This window comes from Sphingopyxis sp. OAS728, assembly GCF_014873485.1.
Classification (GTDB): Bacteria; Pseudomonadota; Alphaproteobacteria; order Sphingomonadales; family Sphingomonadaceae; genus Sphingopyxis.
This window is the reverse complement of sequence record NZ_JADBDT010000001.1, coordinates 3,371,200-3,390,983: the sequence shown is the minus strand read 5'-3', so window position 1 is coordinate 3,390,983 and position 19,784 is coordinate 3,371,200. Positions and strand designations below refer to the sequence as shown.

Sequence of the window (19,784 nt, the reverse complement as noted above, 5' to 3'; positions counted from 1 at the left end):
GATACCGACTTTCGGCCACGGGCGCGCTGGCTGGAATCATCCATTGGTTTAGGCGCCCTAACCCTTCGCCGGGGCCAAGGTCGCGCATTCGATAGTCATTATGGTGACATTGGCTGCACGCGTGCAGGTCCCGGGGCGCGGCAGCACAAAATAAGAGGGGCGGCCCATTTAGGTGCCGCCCCAGTTATGTGGATCCGTCGGGGAGAGAGAGAGGACGGTCCGGAGATTGGTGTGTCAGGCTGTCTTAGCGCGACGCCATCTGGCTGTCGGTTTCGACTTCGGCGACGCCGGCGATCTTCAGCGCGGCGCGGAACTGCTTGGCAGCGGCGCGTTCGTTGCCCGCTTCGCACAGCTTCTTGCCGGTCGAAACAAAGCGCTTGGCGCTCGACTGCTTGGCACCTTCGACGCCACCGGCGGCGACATGGGCCTGTTCGGCCAGACCGGCGCAGCGATAATCGCCACCCGACTGGGCGTAAGCGGGGCTTGCGGTTGCCATCAGGCCGGTGAACGCGAGGGCCGAAGCGGCGACGATCGCGAAAGCGGCAGGAAAGCGGCGATAAGAGGAGAGCTGATAGGCCATGGGAGAGGTTTCCTTTCGTTTCGTTGTGCAACCTTTTTAGTCGCGGTTGCGCACATAGATAATCCTCTATAATCTGCAAGTGCTTTGAAGCAGGATTTAACAATCCCCCATGGGGTGCTCGACGGGATCGAAGCCTTCCTGCGTGTTGCGGAAAGGCGGAGCTTTTCCGCCGCAGCGGTCGACCTCGGCGTCTCCCCGTCGGCGATCAGCCAGATCATCAAGGGGCTGGAAGCGCGCGTCGGTGCCCCCTTGTTCATGCGCACGACGCGCAGCGTCGGGCTGACGCAAGCGGGCGAAATGTTCCTCGAACGCGCGGCGCCCGCTTATGCCGGGCTCGGTGACGCCTATGAAGCCGCACGCAATCTCGGCAACCGGCCCGCGGGGCGGCTGCGCATCAACCTGATGCGCGGCGCGGTCCAGCCCCTGTTCGAACCGATCATCGCGGGCTTTTGCGAAACCTATCCCGAGATCGAACTCGAAATCTATGCCGAGGACGCGCTCGCCGACCTCAGCGCCGGGGGGTTCGACGCCGGGGTGCGGATGGGCGAATCGCTCGACGCCGACGTGATCGCCGTCCGCCTGACCGGGCCGTTCCGCTTCGTCGCGGTCGCGACCCCGGGCTATCTGGAAAAGCACGGGCGCCCGGAAAGCCCCGACGAGCTGCGCAATCACCGCTGCGTGCGCATGCGGATGGGAAGCGGCGCGCTGATGCCCTGGACCTTCGAGAAGGGCAATCGCGAGTTCGAGGTCGGAGTGACGGGCCCGGTCATCGTCAACGACTTCACCGCGATGATGGTCGCTGTGCACGCCGGGGTCGCGATGGGCATGACCGCCGAACCGGTGGTCAAGGCGCAGGTCGCTTCGGGGCAGCTCGAACTGGTACTGGGCGATTTTGCCTGCTCGACCTCGGGGCTGTTCCTCTATTACCCCAGCCGCAAGCAGGTGATGCCGAAACTGCGTGCCTTCATCGATTATGTGCGCGATTACCTTCCCGACGACGTCACCGGCTGATCGGGCGGGCGGTTCGATCGGGCGCGGAAACAAATCCCTTTGCCGCCAGCAGAAAAATTGGGCTGGCGCCGACAGGGGAATCCCGGCAGCAGGTTCTCAATTAAAAGGGTTGGGATGAATTTATGACTGAACTAGCGGCTATCGACTTTACCGCGCTCCTGCCGTTCATCGTCATCGGTTTCGCCGCCCAGCTCGTCGACGGCGCGCTCGGCATGGCGTTCGGCGTCATCTGCAACACCTTGCTCGTCGCCGTGCTCGGCGTCCCGCCCGCAACCGCTTCGGCGCGCATCCATGTCGTTGAGATCTTCACGACCGGCGCGTCGGGGCTCAGTCATTTATTCCATCGCAACATCGACTGGCCGCTCTTCTGGCGACTGCTGATCCCGGGCGTGATCGGCGGCGTTCTCGGCGCTTATATCCTCTCATCGCTTCACGCCGACGTCGTGAAACCCTTCGTCCTCGGCTATCTCGTGCTGATCGGCGTGTGGCTGCTCATTCGCGGCCTGCTCTATCCGCCCAAGATCGCAAAGCCCAAGGTCGTCGCACCGCTCGCGGTCGTCGGCGGCTTCCTCGACGCGGCGGGCGGCGGCGGCTGGGGCCCGGTCGTGACCTCGAACCTGCTTGTCCAGGGCGGCGAACCGCGCAAGGTCGTCGGCACGGTCAACAGTGTCGAATTCTTCCTCGCCATTTCGGTGTCGGCCGCGTTCATCTGGAATCTCGGTTTTTCGGAGATTCTGGGGCCGACGCTGGGGCTGATCATCGGCGGCGTGGCCGCCGCGCCGCTCGGCGCAATGATGGCCAAGCGCTTCTCGCCGAAGGTGATGCTGGTCATGGTCGGCATCGTGCTGACCGCAACGAGCGCCTTCGGCCTCTATCGCGCCGTGTTCTGAGGGCAGCCAGTCCGGGCGGCGTTCGACGGACGCCGCCCTCTCCCGTCAATTCGCGGGCTTGGTCTCGTCGATCTTGTCGACCCATTCGGGATAGAAGCTCGGCTCGCGCGCCGACCATCCGGGGGCGGTAGCCGCAGCTTCGCTGATCGACTGAAGCAGGATTTTGCGTTTATCGGGATGGAGGTGCGGCAGCGACGCCGCGGCGCAAAAGGCGCCGGGTAGCCAAGGCCGCGCATGCGCGCCAAGCAATCGCTCATAGAGGAAGCGATAGGGCGCGAAGGCGTGCAGCCGGTCCTGCCCGAGGTCGAAGGCCGACACCGCGATCAGCGGCGCCATGAAATGTTCGAGTGCGTCGAGCCCGCTGTCATCGGGAATATGCCCGCGGATTTCATGCAACCGCTGATAGACACGCGCCTGGACGCGGATCGCGGTTTCCTCGACCATGTCACGCGACCAGCGCGCGATCGCATCGTCGCGCTCGAGCCCGATGTCGAGCGAGCGGCGGATATACCGCTGCGTCGCGGCGGGAAACGTCGCGAACTCCTTGATTTCCGAGATGGACAGGTCGCCTGCGGCCGGTCCTGAACGCGTCGCCATGGTCATGCTCCCGCACGGCGCCCGGGGAGCCATCCCCCCGGAGGCCTGCATCAAACAGTCTGCCACCAAAATGGTTAGTGGCGGGTTAACCATGGCGTCGGCGATTGTTCAGCAAGCTGAGGGGCGTTGCGCGGCGCCGCGACGGAGCCTAATCAGCGTGTCTTGAAACTGTAAGACACATGAGAGCCACCATGTCGCATTCACCGCAGCCGGTCATTTCCGCAACCGGCCTCTTTACCCCCGCCGAACGCATCTCCAACGAAGAACTTGTTGCCAGTTTTAACGCGTATGTTGCGCTGCACAATAGGGAAAATGCAGCGGCCATCGCGGCGGGCGAAATCGCCGAACTGACTGACTCCAGTGTCGAATTCATCGAGAAAGCGAGCGGGATCGGGTCACGCTTCGTCGTCGACAAGGCCGGTATTCTCGACCCCGAGCATATGGCGCCGCGCATTGCCGATCGCGGCAACGACGAAATCTCGATCCTCGCCGAGATCGGCGTTGCGGCGGCGAAGGATGCGCTTGCGCGCGCCGGACGCGATGCATCGCAGGTCGACGCGGTACTCTGCGCCGCATCGAATATGCAGCGCCCCTATCCCGCGATGGCGGTCGAAATTCAGGACGCGCTCGGCATCGACGGCTTCGGTTTCGACATGAATGTCGCCTGCTCGTCGGCGACCTTCGGCATCCAGACCGCCGCCGACTATATCCGCGCGGGACATGCGAAGAGCGTGCTCGTCGTGAACCCCGAAATCTGTTCGGGGCATTTGAACTGGCGCGACCGCGACAGCCATTTCATCTTCGGCGACGTCGCGACCGCGATCCTGGTCGAGGACAAGGACATTGCGCCCGCGGGGCACTGGGACATCCTCGGGACCAAGCTCAAGACGCAATTCTCGAACAACATCCGCAACAACTTCGGCTTTTTGAACCGCGGCCACGGCGGGATCGACCAGTCGGGCCCGAAGAGCGACAAGCTTTTCGTCCAGGAAGGCCGCAAGGTGTTCAAGGAGGTCGTGCCGTGGGTCGCCAATCTGATCGTCGAACAGATGGAGGTGCTCGGGCTGGAGGGCGCGGACATGCGCCGCCTGTGGCTGCATCAGGCGAACACCAACATGAACCGGCTGATCGCGCAGCGCGTGCTGGGGCATGAGGCGAGCGAGGATGAGAGCCCGACGGTACTCGACACCTATGGCAATACGTCGAGCGCCGGATCGATCATCGCCTTCCACCTGAACCATGAGGATATGGTGGCGGGCGACACCGGGCTGATCTGTTCGTTCGGCGCGGGCTACAGCGCGGGCACGGTATTCGTCCGGAAGACCTGACGCGCCTTACGGTACGAAGGTCGTGAACAGATAAATCGCGAACAGCATCAGGTGGATCACCCCCTGCAGCACGGTAGTCCGCCCGTTCGCCAGCGTCTGCGATGCGACGATCAGCGACAGGAACAGCAGCACCGCCGACTTGGCATCGAGCCCGAGGCTGATCGGCAGGTCGGTCATGATCGACAGGATCGCGACCGCGGGAATGGTGAGGCCGATCGTCGCGAGCGCCGATCCGAGCGCGAGGTTGAGGCTGGTCTGAAGGCGGTCGGCCTTTGCCGCACGCACGGCAGCGAGACCTTCCGGCGCGAGGATCAGCGCCGCGATCAGCACACCGAGCACCGCGGGCGGCGCCCCCCAGTCGGCGAGCAGCGCGCCCATGATCGGCGACAGATTTTTCGCGAGCAGCACGACCGCGAACAGGCTGGCGAGCAGCAGCGCACCCGAAATCGCGGTGCGCTGAACGCTCGGCGGGGCGGCGTGCGTATCGGGCTCACCGTCGCCATCGGCATCGCCGTCGGGAAGGAAATAGTCGCGGTGGCGAACCGTCTGCACTAGCGCGAAGGTGCCATAGAGGATGAGCGAAACGGCAGCGACGAAGCCAAGCTGGGTCGCCGAATAAAAGGGGCCCGGTACGCTTGACGTGAAATTGGGGAGCACGAGCGTTACCACCGTCAGCACCGTGAGCGTCGCAAGCGCGGCCCCGATGCCGGTACGCTGGAAACGCTGCTCGTGATGGCGGATCGCGCCGCTGAGCAGGCAGAGGCCCATCAACAGGTTGAGGATTACCATCACCGCGGCGAATACCGTGTCGCGCGCGAGCGTCTGCGCCTTTTCGGGTTCGGCCTGCATCAAGGTCAGGATCAGCCCGACCTCGATCACCGTTACCGCGAGCGCGAGGATCAGCGTGCCGAACGGCTCGCCGACGCGGTGCGCGATAACCTCGGCATGGTGGACCGCCGCGACGACCGCACCCGCGAGGATGACCGCGACGAGCCATGCGTTGAGCGGCATCGCGAAACTCGCCATCGCGGCAACGAAACCGAGGATCGGGAAGATATCGTTGGTACGATCGGCGAGGCGGAGTTTGGAGGTCATGGGGCTTCTATTGCAGCCCCCTCCCCGCGTGACCACCCCGACAGCGCAATTAATGTGCGCGAACGGGCAATCCGGCAACAGAAAGCCGCGCATGCGCTTCGGCGATCGTCGCTTCGCCAAAGTGGAAGATGCTGGCGGCGAGCACCGCGCTCGCCCCTCCTTCGATCACCCCGGCGACGAGGTGGTCGAGATTACCGACGCCGCCCGAAGCGATCACCGGGACGCTGACCGCATCGGCGATCGCGCGCGTGAGGGTCAGGTCGTAGCCGTCCTTGGTCCCGTCGCGGTCCATGCTGGTGACGAGCAATTCGCCCGCACCGAGTTCGGCAAGCCGCACCGCATGTTCGAGCGCATCGATGCCCGTCGGTTTGCGGCCGCCGTGGGTAAAGATTTCCCACCGCCCGTCTTCGACCCGCCGCGCGTCGATGCTGCCCACCGCGCACTGGCTGCCGAAACGGTCGGCGATATCGGCGACGAGTTCGGGGCGCGCGACCGCGGCGCTGTTGACCGCAACCTTGTCGGCGCCCGCGAGCAGCAGCGCGCGCGCATCGTCGGCGCTGCGCACGCCGCCGCCGACGGTGAGCGGCATGAAGCAGACCTCGGCGGTACGGCTCACCATGTCGAGCAGGGTACCGCGGCCTTGATGGCTCGCCGAAATGTCCAAAAAGCAAAGCTCGTCGGCGCCCGCCGCATCATAGGCGCGCGCTGCCTCGACCGGGTCGCCAGCATCGCGCAGGTCGACGAAATTGACGCCCTTCACGACGCGCCCGTCAGCGACGTCGAGGCAGGGAATGACGCGGACGCGGACGGTCATTGCACCAACCTCAAAGACCCGTTCGTGTCGAGCGAAGTCGAGACACCCGTCGAACCCGCGCGACGCCGATGGGCATCTCGACTTCGCTCGATCCGAACGGAAATATTTCGGTTGTTCACGCCGCCCCCGCCGCAATCGCTTCGGCAAGATCGAGCCGGCCGTCGTAGAGCGCACGGCCGGTGATGACGCCTTCGATGCCGTTCGCGACATGCGGACGCAGCGCGTGAATGTCGCCGATGTCGGCAACGCCGCCGCTGGCGATCACCGGAATGGCGACTGCCTCAGCCAGCGCGACCGTCGCCTCGACATTGCAGCCCTTGAGCAGCCCGTCGCGACCGACGTCGGTGAAGAGCAGCGCGGCAACGCCCGCATCCTCGAAGCGGCGCGCGAGATCCTCGACGCGGACATCGGAGACATCGGCCCACCCCTCGGTCGCGACCATGCCGTCGCGGGCATCGACGCCGACGACGATGCGGCCAGGCAGGTCGCGCGCGGCGGACTTGACGAACTCGGGATCCTTCAGCGCCGCGGTGCCGATGATCACGCGCTCGACGCCGAGCGCGAACCAGCGGTCGACACCGGCACGGTCACGAATGCCGCCGCCGACCTGAACCTTGCCCGGAAAAGCAGCGATGATGCTCTCGACCGCCGCGCCGTTTACGCTCGCTCCGGCAAAGGCGCCGTCAAGGTCGACAACATGCAGATGGCTCGCCCCCGCGTCGGCGAACAACCGCGCCTGCGCCGCCGGATCGTCGCCATAGATCGTCGCGCGCGCCATATCGCCCTCGGCGAGCCGCACCACTTGTCCGCCCTTGAGGTCGATCGCGGGGAAGATGGTCAGGGCCGCCATGCGAGGAATCTCTCCAGTGTAGCGCGGCCATAGGCCTGGCTTTTTTCGGGATGATATTGGACGCCGACGATATTGGCCTTCGCCACCGCGGCGACGAAGCGCGCGCCGTGGCTGCTGGTCGCCGCGACATCGACGGCATCGGCGAAATGATAGCTGTGGAGATAATAGGCCTCGCCAGCCGCAATCACTGGATGCGGTGCAGCGGGGGTAACGTCGTTCCAGCCCATGTGCGGGATGCGCAGGCCGGGCGCCGGATCGAACGCGCGCACGGTGCCCGAAATCCAGCCGAGCCCCTTATGCGTGCCATGCTCCTCGCCCGCATCGGCGAGCAATTGCATGCCGACGCAGATGCCGAGAAAGGGCGCTCCCTCGCCGCGCACGCGCCGCTCCATTGCCTCGATCAGCCCGTCGATTGCCGACAGCCCGTTCATGCACGCCGCGAACGCGCCGACGCCGGGCAGCACGATGCGATCGGCCTTGGCGACGACATCGGGATCGGCGGTGACGGCAACATTCTCCGCGCCCGCCGCGACGAGCGCATTATGCACCGAGCGAAGATTGCCCGCGCCATAGTCGATCAGGGCAACAACGCTCATGGACGGCTCCTAGAGCACACCCTTGGTGCTGGGAATCGCGTCGCCCTTGCGCGGGTCGATTTCGACCGCCTGCCGCAATGCACGCGCGAGCGCCTTGTACATGCTTTCGGCGATATGATGGTTGTTCTCGCCGTACAGCATCTCGATGTGCAGCGTGATGCCCGCGGTCTGCGCAAAGCTGTGAAACCAGTGCGGGAACATCTCGGTGTCCATCTCGCCGAGACGCGGCTGCGAGAAGCTGGATTTATAGACGCAGTGCGGGCGCCCCGAAATGTCGAGCACGCAGCGCGTCAGCGTTTCGTCCATCGGCGCGTGCGCCTCGCCGTAGCGGGCGATGCCGCGCTTGTCGCCGAGCGCCTTTGCCACCGCTTCGCCAAGCGCGAGCGCCGAATCCTCGACCGTATGATGCTGGTCGATATGAAGGTCGCCCTTCACCTGCATCGAGATGTCGATCAGCGAGTGGCGCGACAATTGCTCGACCATATGGTCGAGGAAACCGATGCCGGTGGACACCGAATATTCGCCCGTTCCGTCAAGATTGACGGCGATCGCGATATCCGTTTCCTTGGTCGTGCGCTGGACGGTGGCGGTTCGCATGGCGCACGCCTTAGAGCCTCATTTTCACGTTGCAAGGCGATTCTCCCCCCTTGACCGGCGCGCGGTGCGCGTTCATCCCCTCGCCCCATGAGTGACGATGTACGCGACAGCCTGATTCCCTATGACGAAATCGTGCAGGACGCGCTGCGCGCTGTGGTCGGCCGCGTGCTCAGCCAGATCGTCGGCTATGACAGCCTGCCCGGCGAACATCATTTCTACATCACCTTCAAGACGCAGGCGGTCGGGGTCGACATTCCCGCGCATCTGATCGCCAAATTCCCCGACGAAATGACGATTGTGCTCCAGAACCGCTTCTGGGACCTGAAAGTCGAGGACGATCATTTCAGCGTCGGCCTGTCGTTCAACCAGACGCCGTCGATCCTCACCATTCCCTATGCGTCGATCACCGCCTTCGTCGACCCGTCGGTCGATTTCGGGCTGCAGTTCCAGGTCAGCGACGACGACGAGACGCAGCCCGAACCGCATGACGAAGCCGACAACGACCGCCCCGAGGTTACGACCGAGGACGGGTCGAACGTCGTGACCGTGGATTTCGGCAAGAAAAGATAGCGCCGTGGCTCCGCCATGGCCCCCCAGTCGTTTCTGGCAATATTGGGCGCTCGCGGGCATGGTCGTGCTCACCGCCGCTTTCTGGTGGGGTGTTGAGGGCTATGCGCTGGCCCAAAGCAATATTTCGCGCGGACAGATTGCCGACGGATTGCTGCGCTTTAGCGTGCTGATCCTGACACCCGCGCTCGTTCTCGCCTGGCTCGCCGCCGCATGGCTGCGCCGGCGGGTCGGCGAAGGCGGATATTGGCAGATGCTTGGCCTCGTCGCGATGATCTGGGCGGGGTCCGTTCTGGTAACGAGGATGCTGGTCATATGAGTGTAACGCGGACCGAGAGCGACAGCATCGGCAATATCGAGGTCGCGGCCGCCGCCTATTGGGGCGCGCAGACCGAGCGCAGTCGGCATAATTTTGCCTTTCCGACGCACGAGCGGATGCCGATGCCGATCGTCCACGCGCTTGCGCGGATCAAAGGCGCCGCGGCGCGGGTCAACCGCAACAATGGCCTCGATACGGGGCTTGCCGATGCGATCGTCGCGGCGGCTGACGCCGTCGTCGCGGGCGATTACGACGACCAGTTCCCGCTCGCGATCTGGCAGACGGGCAGCGGCACCCAGTCGAACATGAACGCGAACGAGGTGATCGCCGGGATCGCCAACGAAAAGCTCGCCGGTACGCGCGGCGGCAAGTCGCCCGTTCATCCAAACGACCATGTCAACATGGGCCAGTCGTCAAACGACAGCTTCCCGACCGCGCTGCACGTTGCGGTCGCGGTCGAGACGACGGTGAGGCTGCTTCCGGCGCTGACGACGCTCACCGACGCGCTCGCCGCCAAGGCCGAGGCATGGAGCGATATCGTCAAGATCGGCCGCACCCATTTGCAGGACGCGACCCCACTGACGCTTGGCCAAGAATTTTCGGGCTATGTCGCGCAGTTGATCGCCTGCCGTGCGAGGATCGAAGGTGCGCTGACGCACAATATCTGTAAGCTCGCGCAGGGCGGCACCGCGGTCGGCACCGGGCTCAACGCGCCCGCCGGTTTCGACGTCGCGATGGCCGCCGAACTGTCGAAAAGCACCGGCATCGCGTTCGAACCTGCACACAACAAGTTCGAGGCGCTGGCGTCGAACGACGGCCTCGTTTTCTTCTCCGGCGCGCTCAATACGCTTGCCGTCGCGCTGACCAAGATCGCGAACGACATCCGCCTGCTCGGCTCGGGCCCGCGCGCGGGGCTCGGCGAACTCGACCTGCCTGCGAACGAACCCGGCAGCTCGATCATGCCGGGCAAGGTCAACCCGACCCAGTGCGAGATGCTGACGATGGTCGCAGCCCAAGTGATCGGCAATCATCAGGCGGTCACCGTCGGCGGGCTGCAGGGCCATCTCGAGCTCAACGTCTTCAAGCCGCTGATCGGATCGAATGTGCTGCGTTCGATCGAGCTGCTGGCGATCGGCATGGCGGGCTTCACCGAACATTGCGTTGTCGGGATCGAGCCCAATCGCGCGCGGATCGACGAGCTGATGAACCGCTCGCTGATGCTCGTCACCGCGCTCGCGCCCGAAATCGGTTATGACAAGGCCGCAAAGATCGCGAAGCATGCGCATGAAACCGGCAGCACGCTGAAGGAAGCCGCGCTCGACCTTGGCTATGTCGACAGCGAAACCTTCGACCGCGTCGTCGATCCGCGCACGATGTTGGGTCCCGAGGGCTGAGCGGGAACCCGCGGGGCCTTCCGGGAATTGATTGGGGAAGGAGAGATGAAGATGATCGGTCGTATCGTAGGCGGCGTTCTCGGCAGCGCCATCGGACGCCAGAAGGGCAATCATCCCGTCGCCGGTGCCGTCATCGGCGCGGGCACGCTGTTCGCTGCGCGGCGGCTGTTCCCCCAGCGTTACGCTGTGCTCGCGGCGACAGTTGCCGGCGCCTATCTCACGAAGAAATGGGCCGAACGCGCCGAAGCGCGCAAGGCGGCCGAAGAGGCGCATGCGCTTGATCCGCAGCTATCGGCAGCGGGAGTCGTCGACACCTATGCCGGAACGGCGTCAGTGCCGACCGACGGGCAGACGATCGGCGACGCCCTGCCGCCCGCGATCCCGGTCGAAGGCAATGCGCGGAGCAGTTCGCTACACTAGGCGCCCGCCTGCCATTCCTTGATCGCCTCGACCGGCGATACGAGCATGAGCACATTGAGCGTCAGATTGTCGCGGATCGTCCAGAGCGTGAACAATTCGAAGGCGATCGCGAGCGTGACGGTGATCCACCAGCGCAGCTTGCTCGCGGCGACAAAGCCCAGCACCATGAACAAGGTGTCGCTTACCGAATTGAGCACCGAATCGCCCGAATAGCCGAACGCCATCGTCACTTCGCGATAGCGGTCGATGATGATCGGCGAATTTTCGAGGATTTCCCAAGCGCCCTCGACCCCGATCGCAATCGCGAGCGGCACCCATAGCGGACGTTCGGGCATGATCCAGCGCAACGCGCCATAGAAGATGAAGCCGTGGATGATATGGCTGAAGCTGTACCAGTCCGAAATCTGCTGGCTGTTCTGGTTCGACTGGACGACGCCGTGCCACAGGCTGATCGTGCCGCACGGACAGATCGGCGGGCGGCCCATGCCGAGGAGGATCGCGGCGAGCAATGCGACCAGCGCGGCGGCGACGAGCCATCCGGTTCGTGAAATTCCCGCCATTCGCGCCCCCTTGACCGCTGCCCCTCGTCAGGCGAATAGCGCGCATGACCGAAAGCGTCCATCTGAACCGCCGCGGCGTGTTGTTCGTCCTTTCCTCGCCCTCGGGCGCGGGCAAGACCACCATTTCGCGCATGATGCTCGAAGCCGACAGGGATATCGCGCTCTCGATCTCCGCGACGACGCGCCCGCCGCGTCCCGGCGAGGTCGATGGCGTCCACTATCATTTCGTCGACACCGACACGTTCAAGAAGATGGCTGCCGACGGCGAGTTCCTCGAATGGGCGCATGTCTTCGGCCATCGTTACGGCACGCCACGCGCGCCGGTCGAGGAGCTGCTCGCGGCGGGCAAGGATGTGCTGTTCGACATCGACTGGCAGGGCGCGCAGCAGCTTTATCAAGAGGCGGGTCCCGACGTCGTGCGCGTCTTCGTTCTGCCCCCGACGATGGAAGAGCTCGAACGCCGCCTGCGCTCGCGCAATACCGACAGCGACGAGGTAATCGCCGCGCGCATGGAGCGCGCCGCGAACGAGATCAGCCACTGGGACGGTTACGACTATGTGCTGATCAACGACCATGTCGAAGGCTGTTTCGACGAGGTCCGCGCGATCCTGCGCGCCGAACGATTGAAGCGCCGCCGCCAGATCGGGCTGATCGGCTTCGCCCGCGACCTGATCCGCTCGGTCCCCGACGCGGACAAGAAGCTTTAGATAGCGATCCTAAAAGTCCGTTCGTGCTGAGCTTGTCGAAGCACCGCTCTTCTCTTTGACGTTGCGAGAAGAAAGAACGGCCCTTCGACAAGCTCAGGGCGAACGGCTGAGGGGACGGGTTCGCGTTCTAAATCGGCGTCACCAGCTTCGCTTCGAGTTCCGCGACCATCTCCGTCCTGAGCGGTTTCGCCTGCCCGTCGGTGCGGCAAACGACCACCGTGTCGCAGGTCGCGATCGGGTGGCCGTTCTGGAACATCGCCTGCACGATCGTCCAGCTCGAGGTGCCAAGCCGGCCGATGCCGGTCGCGATTTGCACCGGGTCGGGGAAATTGCCCTCGGCGAGATAGTTGATCTCGACCGCCGCGACCATCGTGCGCTCGTTCGCGGGACGCTCGTCCCATGGACGAATTTGCCGGTTGAGCAACACACGCCCGCTCTCGAACAGCACGGCAAAGGCCACATTGTTGAGGTGGCCGTTGATGTCCATGTCCTGGAAACGCGTCTGCATTTCGATGCAGACGGGGTAGCTGGCGGCGTCGAGCCGCCAGCTTTCCGGTTTAGAGCGCGATGACATGATATTGACCCACCGTGACGGAGTCGATTTTGGCCGAGTGCGAGGCGCGAGGAGCGGCGCGATGCGGGACATCGTGCCCGACGAGCAACGTGGCAATCGGCCAAAATCGGCCCGCCCCGGAGGGGTTGCCCCCGGAAGCCCGCCGGACAGCGGCGCGTCGCTGGACCGGGCAACCAGCCCGTTCTGCGCGACGCTTCTTGCCGGCGAACTTCCGGGGGCAATCACGGTGGGTCAATATCATATCATCGCGCTCTGAGCATATCAGCGCGGCGCCATGCGGATGCCGCCGTCGAGGCGGACGTCTTCGCCGTTGAAATAGCCGTTTTCGATCATGCACATCGCGAGATTGGCATATTCGGCGGGGACGCCAAGACGCTTCGGATTGAGCACCGAGGCGCCGAGCGCGTCACGCACCGGCTGCGGCGCGCCCGCGAGCAACGGGGTGTCGAAGATGCCGGGCAGGATCGTGTTGACGCGGATATTCTCGTTCCCGAGGTCGCGCGCGATGGGAAGCGTCATGCCGACGACGCCGCCCTTCGATGCGGAGTATGCAGCTTGGCCGATCTGGCCGTCTTCGGCCGCGACCGATGCGGTGTTGACGATCGCGCCGCGTTCGCCGTCTTCCATCGGGTCGAGCGTCAGCATGCCCGCCGCCGACTTGGCGATGCAGCGGAAGGTGCCGACGAGGTTGATCTGGATGATCCAGTTGAAAGCATCGAGCGGGAAATGCTTGATGCTGCCGTCTTCCTTGCTGCGGCTTGCGGTCTTGATCGCGTTGCCGGTGCCCGCGCAGTTCACGAGGATGCGTTCCTGGCCGTGCGCTTCGCGCGCCTTGGCGAAAGCGGCGTCGACGCTGGCGTCGTCGGTCACGTTGCATTCGCAGAACACGCCGCCGAGTTCTTCGGCGATCGCTTTGCCTTTTTCTTCCTGCAGGTCGAAGATCGCAACCTTGACGCCCTTCGCGGCGAGTGCGCGCGCGGTCGCCGCGCCGAGGCCCGAGGCGCCGCCGGTGACGACGGCGGATACGGTGGAATCGAGTTTCATGGGTTTCTCCTGAAAAAAGCCCTCCCCTTCAGGGGAGGGTTTGGGTGGGGCATGTCGGGGAACCAAGCCAACAGGCCCTCCCCCGACCCCTCCCGCACGCGGGAGGGGAGATTCAAATCAAAGCCGCTCGATGATCGTGACGTTGGCCTGACCGCCGCCTTCGCACATCGTCTGCAGCCCATATTTGCCACCTGTCGCGTCGAGCACGCCGAGCAGGGTCGCCATCAGCTTGGTGCCCGAGGCGCCGAGCGGGTGGCCGAGCGCGATCGCGCCGCCATGCTGGTTGAGCCGCGCATGGTCGCCGCCAAGATATTGCAGCCAAGCGAGCGGCACCGGCGCGAACGCCTCATTGACTTCATAAGCGTCGATGTCGCCGATCTTCATGCCCGCTTTCTTGAGCGCGCGTTCGGTCGCGAACAGCGGTTCCTCGAGCATGATCACCGGGTCGCCCGCGGTGACCGAGATATGGTGGATGCGCGCGCGCGGGGTCAGATTATGATCCTTCAGCGCCTGCTCGGATACGACGAGCGCTGCCGAAGCACCGTCGCAGATCTGGCTCGAGGTCGCGGCAGTGATCGAGCCGCCTTCCTGCAGGATCTTGACCCCGGCGATGCCTTCGAGCGTGGCGTCGAAGCGGATACCCTCATCGACCAGATGCGTCTGGCGGCCGTCGGGGGTGTCGATTTCGAGCCCGACGATCTCGCGCTTGAAATGACCCGCTTCGGTCGCGGCCTTGCCGCGGCGGTGGCTTTCGAGCGCATAGGCGTCGAGGTCGTCCTTGGTCAGCCCGTATTTCTTCACGATCATCTCGGCGCCCATGAACTGGCTGAACATGATGCCGGGGTATTTTTCCTCGAGCCGCTCGGACTTATAATGGCCGAGCCCTTCCTTCATGAAGAGCGTCGCGACGCTGCCCATCGGCACGCGCGTCATGCTTTCGATGCCGCTGGCGAGCACGATGTCCTGCGTGCCCGACATCACCGCCTGCGCCGCGAACTGGATCGCCTGCTGCGACGAGCCGCACTGGCGATCGATCGTCACCGCCGGGATCGAGTCGGGGAGTTTCGAGGCGAGCACGGCATTGCGGCCGACATCCATCGTCTGCTGGCCGCCCTGCGATACGCAGCCGGTGATGACGTCGTCGATCGCCTTGGTGTCGAAATCATTGCGGTCGGCGATCGCGTCGAACACCGCGGCGCCAAGGTCGACGGGGTGGACGCCGGCGAGGCGGCCGCCGCGCTTGCCGCCTGCGGTGCGGACGGCGTCGACGATATAAGCAGTAGCCATGGAGATAGTCCTTTCCTGCGATTTCAAGCGATCAGAGCTTGCGCCCGATCAGTTCCTTCATGATTTCGTTCGTGCCGCCAAAGATGCGGGTGACGCGCGCGGCGCGCCAGGCGCGGGCAATCGGATATTCGTTCATATAACCCGCACCGCCGTGGAGCTGGAGGCACTTGTCCATCACTTCCCACTGCAGCTCGGTATGCCACAGCTTCGCCGCAGCGCCTTCCTCGGGGGTCAGTTCCTTTTTCAGGTGCCGCGACAGCGCCCAGTCGAGATGCGCCCAGCCGACCTGCAGCTTGGTCTTCAAATCGGCGAGCACGAAGCGCGTGTTCTGGAAATCGAGGACCGGCTTGCCGAACGCCTTGCGGTCGCGGGTGAACTCGACCGTATCGTCGAACGCGCGCTGCGCCGAAGCCTGCGCCGACACCGCGATCGAGAGGCGCTCCTGCGGCAGCTCGCTCATCAGATAGATGAAGCCCTGCCCTTCTTCGCCAAGGCAGTTGGTGATCGGCACGCGCACATCGTTGAAGAACATCTCCGACGTATCGGCCTCGTCCTGCCCGATCTTGTCGAGGTTGCGGCCGCGCTGATAGCCCTCGCGGTCAGCCTCGACGAGAACGATCGACACGCCCTTCCACGCCGGCTGCACCTCGGTATCTGTCTTGACGCAGACGAGGATCAGGTCGGCGTTCTGGCCGTTGGTGATATAGGTTTTCGACCCGTTGATGACATAGTGATTGCCATCCTTCTTCGCGGTCGTGCGCATGCCCTGGAGGTCGGACCCGGTGCCCGGTTCGGTCATCGCGATCGCGGTGATCACCTCGCCCGCGACCATCTTGGGCAGCCAATGCTTCTTTTGCTCTTCGCTGCCATATTTGACGATATAGCTGGTGACGATGTCCGACTGGAGCGAGAAGCCCGTCGTCGCGCGGCCATAGTAAGCGCTTTCCTCGTCGACGATTGCATTATAGCCGAAATCGAGGCCGAGCCCGCCATATTCCTCGGGAACCGTCGGGCATAGCATACCGAGCTCGCCCGCCTTCGGCCAGATATCCTTGGGCACGATGCCGTCCTCGGCCCATTTCGCGGCATTCGGCGCGATTTCCTTTTCGAGGAACTGGCGGACGGTGGCGCGGAACGCCTCATGATCTTCGGAGTAGGCAGAGCGCGACAGATTATCGAGCGACATGGACATTCCTTTTCCCGGGGCGCGGACAGACCATCGGGGGAGCCGGCCGCACCAAAATGCCGCGCGCTTTCGCGTCGGCTTCGCGAGGCACCTGACCTTACGTTTACGTGCACGTCAAGTAGAAATGCCGCTACGGCACGAAAGGTCGCAATTCGGCGCTGGCGCGACGCGGGCAAGCCGGGCTAAGCGCGTGCGATGGTCGACCTTCTTCTCGATGCCGGAGCGCTGCTCGGCGAATCGCCGCGCTGGAGCGCATCCGAGTCCCGCCTTTACTGGGTCGATATCGACGCCCACCGCGTCCACCGCACCGACCCCGCAACCGGCACCGACGAGATCATGCAGCTCGACGGCCCGGTCGGCTGCGTCGCCCCGCGCGCGGGCGGCGGGCTGATCGTCGCGCTCAAGACGGGATGCGCGCTGATCGACGCCTGGGGCGACGCGCCGCGCGCCTTCGGCGAACCCGTGCTGGCGGGTCTGCCCGACCAGCGCTTCAACGACGGCTGCGTCGACGCCGCGGGCCGGCTCTGGGTCGGCAGCCTGACCGCCGACAAGGCCAATCCACACGCCACCCTCTATCGCGTCGACCGCGATGCGACGCTGACGCCGATGATCGGCGGGCTGATGACGAGCAATGGCGCCGCCTTTAGCCCCGACGGCCGCACCTTCTATCACGCCGATACGCCGACGCACCGGATCGACGCCTATGACGCCGATCCCGCGTCGGGCACGATCAGCTGCAAACGTACCTTCCACCAGTTCGAACAGGGCAACGGCCGCCCCGACGGCGCGGCGGTCGATGCCGAGGGCTGTTACTGGTCGGCGCTGTGGGACGGCTGGCGCATCGTGCGCTTCTCGCCCGCCGGCGAACTCATCCAGACGGTCGAACTGCCGGTGCAGCGCCCGACGATGATTGCGTTCGGCGGGCCCGACCTCCAGACCGCCTTCGTCACCAGCGCGGGCAAGAATCTGACCGATGAAGAACGCAAGGGACAGCCGCACGCCGGCGGCGTCTTCAGCTTCCGCGTCGACGTGCCGGGCCTGATCCAGCAGGAATTTGGCGCTTAGGCGGCTTGCACCCCCCTGTCATATAAGGTTAAGACGCTCCCCGACATGGTTTCGTCCGAAACCTTATCCTCCGGGGAGATATGTTTATGCCGCGCAGCGCGCAGCCTTTTGCCCGTCATTTGTCGATCCTGCTTGCATCCACTGCGATGATGGTGGGTTATAGCCAGATGACCGCAACCGCCGCCGAACCGACCGCCGCCGCCACCGCCCCTGCGAGCGAAAACCCGATGCTCGCGCCCTGGACCGGCCCGTTCGAAGGGGTGCCGCCGTGGGACAAGATGGACCCCGAACTGTTCCCCGACGCCTTTGCGAAGGCGATGGCGGAGACGAAGGCGCAGGTGCAGGAGGTGATCGACAATCCCGAAGCCCCGACCTTCGAGAACACGCATGTCCCGATGATGCTCGCCGGCGACACCGCCGACCGGCTGTTCGCCTTGTGGGGCGTGCAGTCGTCGAACAAGTCGAACGACCGGGTCGAGGACATCGACGCCGAGTGGAGCCCCAAAATCTCCACCTTCTACACCGAGCTGTTTTTGGAACCGAAGCTCTTCGCGCGCTACAAGGCGGTGTACGAAAAGCGCAATTCGAGCGGGCTCAACGCGCAGCAGATCCGCATCGTCGAGCGCAGCTATGACGAGATGGTGCGCGACGGCGCGAACCTGTCGCCCGAGAACAAGGCGAAGCTGGTCGCGATGAACGCCAAGCTCGAAGGCCTGTTCTCGAGCTTCTCGTCGAAGCTGCTCGGCGACGAGAAGCTCTATACCTTCGTTACCGACAAGGCCGAACTCGCGGGGCTCGAACCCGGTTTTGTCGCTTCGCTCGCCTCGGCCGCCGAAGCCAATGGCAAACCCGGCCAGTGGGCGATCAAGAACACGCGCTCGTCGGCGCAGCCGGTGCTGCAGAACGCGACCAACCGCGCGCTGCGCGAAAAGGTCTGGAAGGCGTTCGTCAGCCGCGGCGACAATGGCGACGTCAACGACACCAACGCAACGATCGCCGAAATATTGAAGCTGCGCCAGCAGCGCGCCGAACTGCTCGGTTTCGCGACGCACGCCAATTATCGCATGGCCGACACGATGGCGAAGACCCCCGAAAACGCGATGGGCCTGATGATGAAGGTCTGGCCCGCCGCGGTCGCGCGCGCGAAGGAAGAGGTCGCCGATATGCAGGCGATCGCCGATGCCGACGCCAAGGCCGGCAAGGGTCCGAAGCTGACGATCGAGCCGTGGGACTATCGCTATTATTCGGAGAAGGTCCGCAAGGCGAAATACGACCTCGATGAGAGCGAAGTGAAGCCATATCTGCAGCTCGACAAGCTGACGCAGGCGATGTTCTGGTCGGCGGGGCAACTCTATGACCTCGGCTTCCGCGAGAACACCGGCACCGTCCCCGTCTTCGACCCCAAGGTCAAAACCTTCGAGGTCTATAACCTCAAGACGAACGAGAATGTCGGGCTGATCTATCTCGACAATTTCGCGCGCGACGGCAAACGCTCGGGCGCGTGGATGACGACCTATCGCAGCCAGCAGACGCTGGGCGGCGAACGCAATGTGCTCGCGTCGAACAATAATAATTTCACCGAAGGCGCGAAGGGCGAGCCGACGCTGATCAGCCTCGACGACGCGACGACGCTGTTCCACGAGTTCGGCCACGGCATCCATTATCTGTTGCAGCACATTTATTATCCGGCGCTCGCCGGGGTGCCGCGCGATTTCGTCGAGTTCCCGAGCCAGGTGAACGAGAATTGGTTGATGACCCCCGAAGTGCTGTCGAAATATGCGACGCACTACAAGACGGGCGCGCCGATCCCGCAGGCGCTGGTCGACAAGATCCTCGCGTCGAACAAGTTCAATCAGGGCTTCGAGACGGTCGAGTATCTGTCGAGCGCGATTGTCGACATGAAGATCCATGACCGCAAGGTGCCGGTGACCGACGTCGACAAGTTCGAGCGCGAAACGCTCAAGGAGATGGGCATGCCGAAGGAAATCGTCATGCGCCATCGCCTGCCGCAGTTCGGCCATTTGTTCAGCAGCGACGCCTATTCGGCGGGCTATTACAGCTATCTCTGGTCCGAAACGATGGACGCCGACACCTGGGCGGCGTTCACCGAAGCCGGCGGGCCGTGGGACCGCACCGTCGCCGACAAGTTCCGTACCATCCTGCTCATGACCGGCAACGAGACCGACCGCGCCGAGGCCTATCGCGCCTTCCGCGGCCGCGACCCCGACGTGAAGGCGCTGCTCAAGAAGCGCGGTTTTCCGACCGAATAAGTTTTTGAGACCGGGGAAGGCAAAGGGGGCGAA

General features: G+C 64.3%; 23 protein-coding genes. 10 read left to right on the top strand and 13 right to left on the bottom strand.

The genetic code is table 11. The annotated features are described in order from the left end of the window. Positions 1-244 precede the first annotated feature (244 nt). Positions 245-580: a hypothetical protein gene (locus GGC65_RS16045; protein ID WP_192648073.1), complete on the bottom strand. Its 336-nt coding sequence runs from the start codon at positions 578-580 to the stop codon at positions 245-247. A 114-nt stretch (positions 581-694) separates the two neighbouring features. On the opposite strand from GGC65_RS16045, the gene GGC65_RS16040 reads away from it, so the two are divergent. Continuing rightward, positions 695-1,591, top strand: coding sequence for a LysR family transcriptional regulator (locus GGC65_RS16040; protein WP_318780178.1), 897 nt, complete (start codon positions 695-697; stop codon positions 1,589-1,591). Positions 1,592-1,713: 122 nt separating this feature from the next. Next, positions 1,714-2,481 carry a sulfite exporter TauE/SafE family protein gene (locus GGC65_RS16035; RefSeq protein WP_192648071.1) on the top strand — a complete coding sequence of 256 codons (768 nt, stop codon included), beginning with the start codon at positions 1,714-1,716 and terminating at the stop codon, positions 2,479-2,481. Between the two features lie 45 nt (positions 2,482-2,526). Here the strand turns inward: GGC65_RS16035 and GGC65_RS16030 are convergent, their stop codons facing one another. After that, entirely contained in the window at positions 2,527-3,078 is a 552-nt protein-coding gene (locus tag GGC65_RS16030) for a hypothetical protein (RefSeq protein ID WP_192648070.1), read from the bottom strand. A 191-nt stretch (positions 3,079-3,269) separates the two neighbouring features. Here GGC65_RS16030 and GGC65_RS16025 point away from each other — a divergent pair, with 191 nt between their 5' ends. Then, the gene (locus GGC65_RS16025) at positions 3,270-4,406 is read left to right on the top strand and encodes a beta-ketoacyl-ACP synthase III (RefSeq protein WP_192648069.1); all 1,137 of its coding nucleotides are present in this window, start codon (positions 3,270-3,272) and stop codon (positions 4,404-4,406) included. Positions 4,407-4,412: 6 nt separating this feature from the next. Here GGC65_RS16025 and GGC65_RS16020 read toward each other — a convergent pair whose 3' ends face one another. The 5 genes from GGC65_RS16020 to hisB all read right to left on the bottom strand — a co-directional run bounded on the left by GGC65_RS16020 (position 4,413) and on the right by hisB (position 8,358). Beyond that, entirely contained in the window at positions 4,413-5,501 is a 1,089-nt protein-coding gene (locus tag GGC65_RS16020; protein ID WP_192648068.1) for a calcium:proton antiporter, read from the bottom strand. 49 nt (positions 5,502-5,550) lie between these two features. Continuing rightward, positions 5,551-6,315 (bottom strand): imidazole glycerol phosphate synthase subunit HisF, encoded by a 765-nt coding sequence (gene hisF, locus GGC65_RS16015; protein ID WP_192648067.1) that lies wholly within the window; start codon positions 6,313-6,315, stop codon positions 5,551-5,553. 115 nt (positions 6,316-6,430) lie between these two features. Further along, on the bottom strand, positions 6,431-7,165 hold the full coding sequence (hisA, locus tag GGC65_RS16010; protein ID WP_192648066.1) for a 1-(5-phosphoribosyl)-5-[(5-phosphoribosylamino)methylideneamino]imidazole-4-carboxamide isomerase: 735 nt from the start codon (positions 7,163-7,165) through the stop codon (positions 6,431-6,433). Then, positions 7,153-7,761 (bottom strand): imidazole glycerol phosphate synthase subunit HisH, encoded by a 609-nt coding sequence (gene hisH / locus GGC65_RS16005; protein WP_192648065.1) that lies wholly within the window; start codon positions 7,759-7,761, stop codon positions 7,153-7,155. Before hisH ends, hisA begins: the two co-directional genes overlap by 13 nt. Positions 7,762-7,770: 9 nt before the next feature. After that, entirely contained in the window at positions 7,771-8,358 is a 588-nt protein-coding gene (gene hisB / locus GGC65_RS16000; protein WP_062183263.1) for an imidazoleglycerol-phosphate dehydratase HisB, read from the bottom strand. Between the two features lie 87 nt (positions 8,359-8,445). Between hisB and GGC65_RS15995 the strand changes: the two genes are divergently transcribed. The 4 genes from GGC65_RS15995 to GGC65_RS15980 are packed head-to-tail and all read left to right on the top strand — an operon-like array spanning position 8,446 to position 11,058. Then, the gene (locus GGC65_RS15995; protein WP_192648064.1) at positions 8,446-8,928 is read left to right on the top strand and encodes an SspB family protein; all 483 of its coding nucleotides are present in this window, start codon (positions 8,446-8,448) and stop codon (positions 8,926-8,928) included. A 4-nt stretch (positions 8,929-8,932) separates the two neighbouring features. Next, on the top strand, positions 8,933-9,244 hold the full coding sequence (locus GGC65_RS15990; protein ID WP_192648063.1) for a hypothetical protein: 312 nt from the start codon (positions 8,933-8,935) through the stop codon (positions 9,242-9,244). Then, positions 9,241-10,638, top strand: coding sequence for a class II fumarate hydratase (fumC, locus tag GGC65_RS15985; RefSeq protein ID WP_192648062.1), 1,398 nt, complete (start codon positions 9,241-9,243; stop codon positions 10,636-10,638). Before GGC65_RS15990 ends, fumC begins: the two co-directional genes overlap by 4 nt. 51 nt (positions 10,639-10,689) lie before the next feature. Further along, on the top strand, positions 10,690-11,058 hold the full coding sequence (locus tag GGC65_RS15980; RefSeq protein WP_225940851.1) for a hypothetical protein: 369 nt from the start codon (positions 10,690-10,692) through the stop codon (positions 11,056-11,058). On the opposite strand, the gene GGC65_RS15975 is transcribed toward GGC65_RS15980, so the two are convergent. Further along, complete coding sequence (locus tag GGC65_RS15975; protein ID WP_192648060.1) at positions 11,055-11,618, bottom strand: DUF2585 domain-containing protein; 564 nt, start codon at positions 11,616-11,618, stop codon at positions 11,055-11,057. The genes GGC65_RS15980 and GGC65_RS15975 overlap by 4 nt on opposite strands. 44 nt (positions 11,619-11,662) lie before the next feature. On the opposite strand from GGC65_RS15975, the gene gmk reads away from it, so the two are divergent. Beyond that, positions 11,663-12,325, top strand: coding sequence for a guanylate kinase (gene gmk / locus GGC65_RS15970; RefSeq protein WP_192648059.1), 663 nt, complete (start codon positions 11,663-11,665; stop codon positions 12,323-12,325). 127 nt (positions 12,326-12,452) lie between these two features. On the opposite strand, the gene GGC65_RS15965 is transcribed toward gmk, so the two are convergent. From GGC65_RS15965 to GGC65_RS15945, 5 genes are all read right to left on the bottom strand, one after another. After that, positions 12,453-12,899, bottom strand: a complete 447-nt coding sequence (locus GGC65_RS15965) for an acyl-CoA thioesterase (protein WP_192648058.1) — start codon at positions 12,897-12,899, stop codon at positions 12,453-12,455. Then, positions 12,883-13,140: a hypothetical protein gene (locus GGC65_RS23740; RefSeq protein WP_318780177.1), complete on the bottom strand. Its 258-nt coding sequence runs from the start codon at positions 13,138-13,140 to the stop codon at positions 12,883-12,885. The genes GGC65_RS15965 and GGC65_RS23740 overlap by 17 nt, the downstream gene beginning before the upstream one ends. Positions 13,141-13,160: 20 nt before the next feature. After that, positions 13,161-13,943 carry an SDR family NAD(P)-dependent oxidoreductase gene (locus GGC65_RS15955; RefSeq protein ID WP_192648056.1) on the bottom strand — a complete coding sequence of 261 codons (783 nt, stop codon included), beginning with the start codon at positions 13,941-13,943 and terminating at the stop codon, positions 13,161-13,163. A gap of 117 nt (positions 13,944-14,060) precedes the next feature. Beyond that, positions 14,061-15,230, bottom strand: coding sequence for an acetyl-CoA C-acetyltransferase (locus GGC65_RS15950; RefSeq protein ID WP_192648055.1), 1,170 nt, complete (start codon positions 15,228-15,230; stop codon positions 14,061-14,063). A 31-nt stretch (positions 15,231-15,261) separates the two neighbouring features. Further along, positions 15,262-16,416: an acyl-CoA dehydrogenase family protein gene (locus tag GGC65_RS15945; RefSeq protein WP_192648054.1), complete on the bottom strand. Its 1,155-nt coding sequence runs from the start codon at positions 16,414-16,416 to the stop codon at positions 15,262-15,264. Between the two features lie 195 nt (positions 16,417-16,611). On the opposite strand from GGC65_RS15945, the gene GGC65_RS15940 reads away from it, so the two are divergent. Further along, positions 16,612-17,481, top strand: a complete 870-nt coding sequence (locus tag GGC65_RS15940) for an SMP-30/gluconolactonase/LRE family protein (RefSeq protein ID WP_192648053.1) — start codon at positions 16,612-16,614, stop codon at positions 17,479-17,481. Between the two features lie 86 nt (positions 17,482-17,567). After that, positions 17,568-19,751: a M3 family metallopeptidase gene (locus GGC65_RS15935; protein WP_192648052.1), complete on the top strand. Its 2,184-nt coding sequence runs from the start codon at positions 17,568-17,570 to the stop codon at positions 19,749-19,751. Positions 19,752-19,784: the final 33 nt, after the last annotated feature.

What these genes read in the sequence shown, in the direction of transcription:
- GGC65_RS16045 (WP_192648073.1), bottom strand. Translation starts at nt 580, where the DNA reads ATGGCCTATCAGCTCTCCTCTTATCGCCGCTTTCCTGCCGCTTTCGCG.
- GGC65_RS16035 (WP_192648071.1), top strand. Translation starts at nt 1,714, where the DNA reads ATGACTGAACTAGCGGCTATCGACTTTACCGCGCTCCTGCCGTTCATC.
- GGC65_RS16030 (WP_192648070.1), bottom strand. Translation starts at nt 3,078, where the DNA reads ATGGCGACGCGTTCAGGACCGGCCGCAGGCGACCTGTCCATCTCGGAA.
- GGC65_RS16025 (WP_192648069.1), top strand. Translation starts at nt 3,270, where the DNA reads ATGTCGCATTCACCGCAGCCGGTCATTTCCGCAACCGGCCTCTTTACC.
- GGC65_RS16020 (WP_192648068.1), bottom strand. Translation starts at nt 5,501, where the DNA reads ATGACCTCCAAACTCCGCCTCGCCGATCGTACCAACGATATCTTCCCG.
- hisF (WP_192648067.1), bottom strand. Translation starts at nt 6,315, where the DNA reads ATGACCGTCCGCGTCCGCGTCATTCCCTGCCTCGACGTCGCTGACGGG.
- hisA (WP_192648066.1), bottom strand. Translation starts at nt 7,165, where the DNA reads ATGGCGGCCCTGACCATCTTCCCCGCGATCGACCTCAAGGGCGGACAA.
- hisH (WP_192648065.1), bottom strand. Translation starts at nt 7,761, where the DNA reads ATGAGCGTTGTTGCCCTGATCGACTATGGCGCGGGCAATCTTCGCTCG.
- hisB (WP_062183263.1), bottom strand. Translation starts at nt 8,358, where the DNA reads ATGCGAACCGCCACCGTCCAGCGCACGACCAAGGAAACGGATATCGCG.
- GGC65_RS15995 (WP_192648064.1), top strand. Translation starts at nt 8,446, where the DNA reads ATGAGTGACGATGTACGCGACAGCCTGATTCCCTATGACGAAATCGTG.
- fumC (WP_192648062.1), top strand. Translation starts at nt 9,241, where the DNA reads ATGAGTGTAACGCGGACCGAGAGCGACAGCATCGGCAATATCGAGGTC.
- GGC65_RS15980 (WP_225940851.1), top strand. Translation starts at nt 10,690, where the DNA reads ATGATCGGTCGTATCGTAGGCGGCGTTCTCGGCAGCGCCATCGGACGC.
- GGC65_RS15975 (WP_192648060.1), bottom strand. Translation starts at nt 11,618, where the DNA reads ATGGCGGGAATTTCACGAACCGGATGGCTCGTCGCCGCCGCGCTGGTC.
- gmk (WP_192648059.1), top strand. Translation starts at nt 11,663, where the DNA reads ATGACCGAAAGCGTCCATCTGAACCGCCGCGGCGTGTTGTTCGTCCTT.
- GGC65_RS15965 (WP_192648058.1), bottom strand. Translation starts at nt 12,899, where the DNA reads ATGTCATCGCGCTCTAAACCGGAAAGCTGGCGGCTCGACGCCGCCAGC.
- GGC65_RS23740 (WP_318780177.1), bottom strand. Translation starts at nt 13,140, where the DNA reads ATGATATTGACCCACCGTGATTGCCCCCGGAAGTTCGCCGGCAAGAAG.
- GGC65_RS15955 (WP_192648056.1), bottom strand. Translation starts at nt 13,943, where the DNA reads ATGAAACTCGATTCCACCGTATCCGCCGTCGTCACCGGCGGCGCCTCG.
- GGC65_RS15950 (WP_192648055.1), bottom strand. Translation starts at nt 15,230, where the DNA reads ATGGCTACTGCTTATATCGTCGACGCCGTCCGCACCGCAGGCGGCAAG.
- GGC65_RS15945 (WP_192648054.1), bottom strand. Translation starts at nt 16,416, where the DNA reads ATGTCGCTCGATAATCTGTCGCGCTCTGCCTACTCCGAAGATCATGAG.
- GGC65_RS15940 (WP_192648053.1), top strand. Translation starts at nt 16,612, where the DNA reads ATGGTCGACCTTCTTCTCGATGCCGGAGCGCTGCTCGGCGAATCGCCG.
- GGC65_RS15935 (WP_192648052.1), top strand. Translation starts at nt 17,568, where the DNA reads ATGCCGCGCAGCGCGCAGCCTTTTGCCCGTCATTTGTCGATCCTGCTT.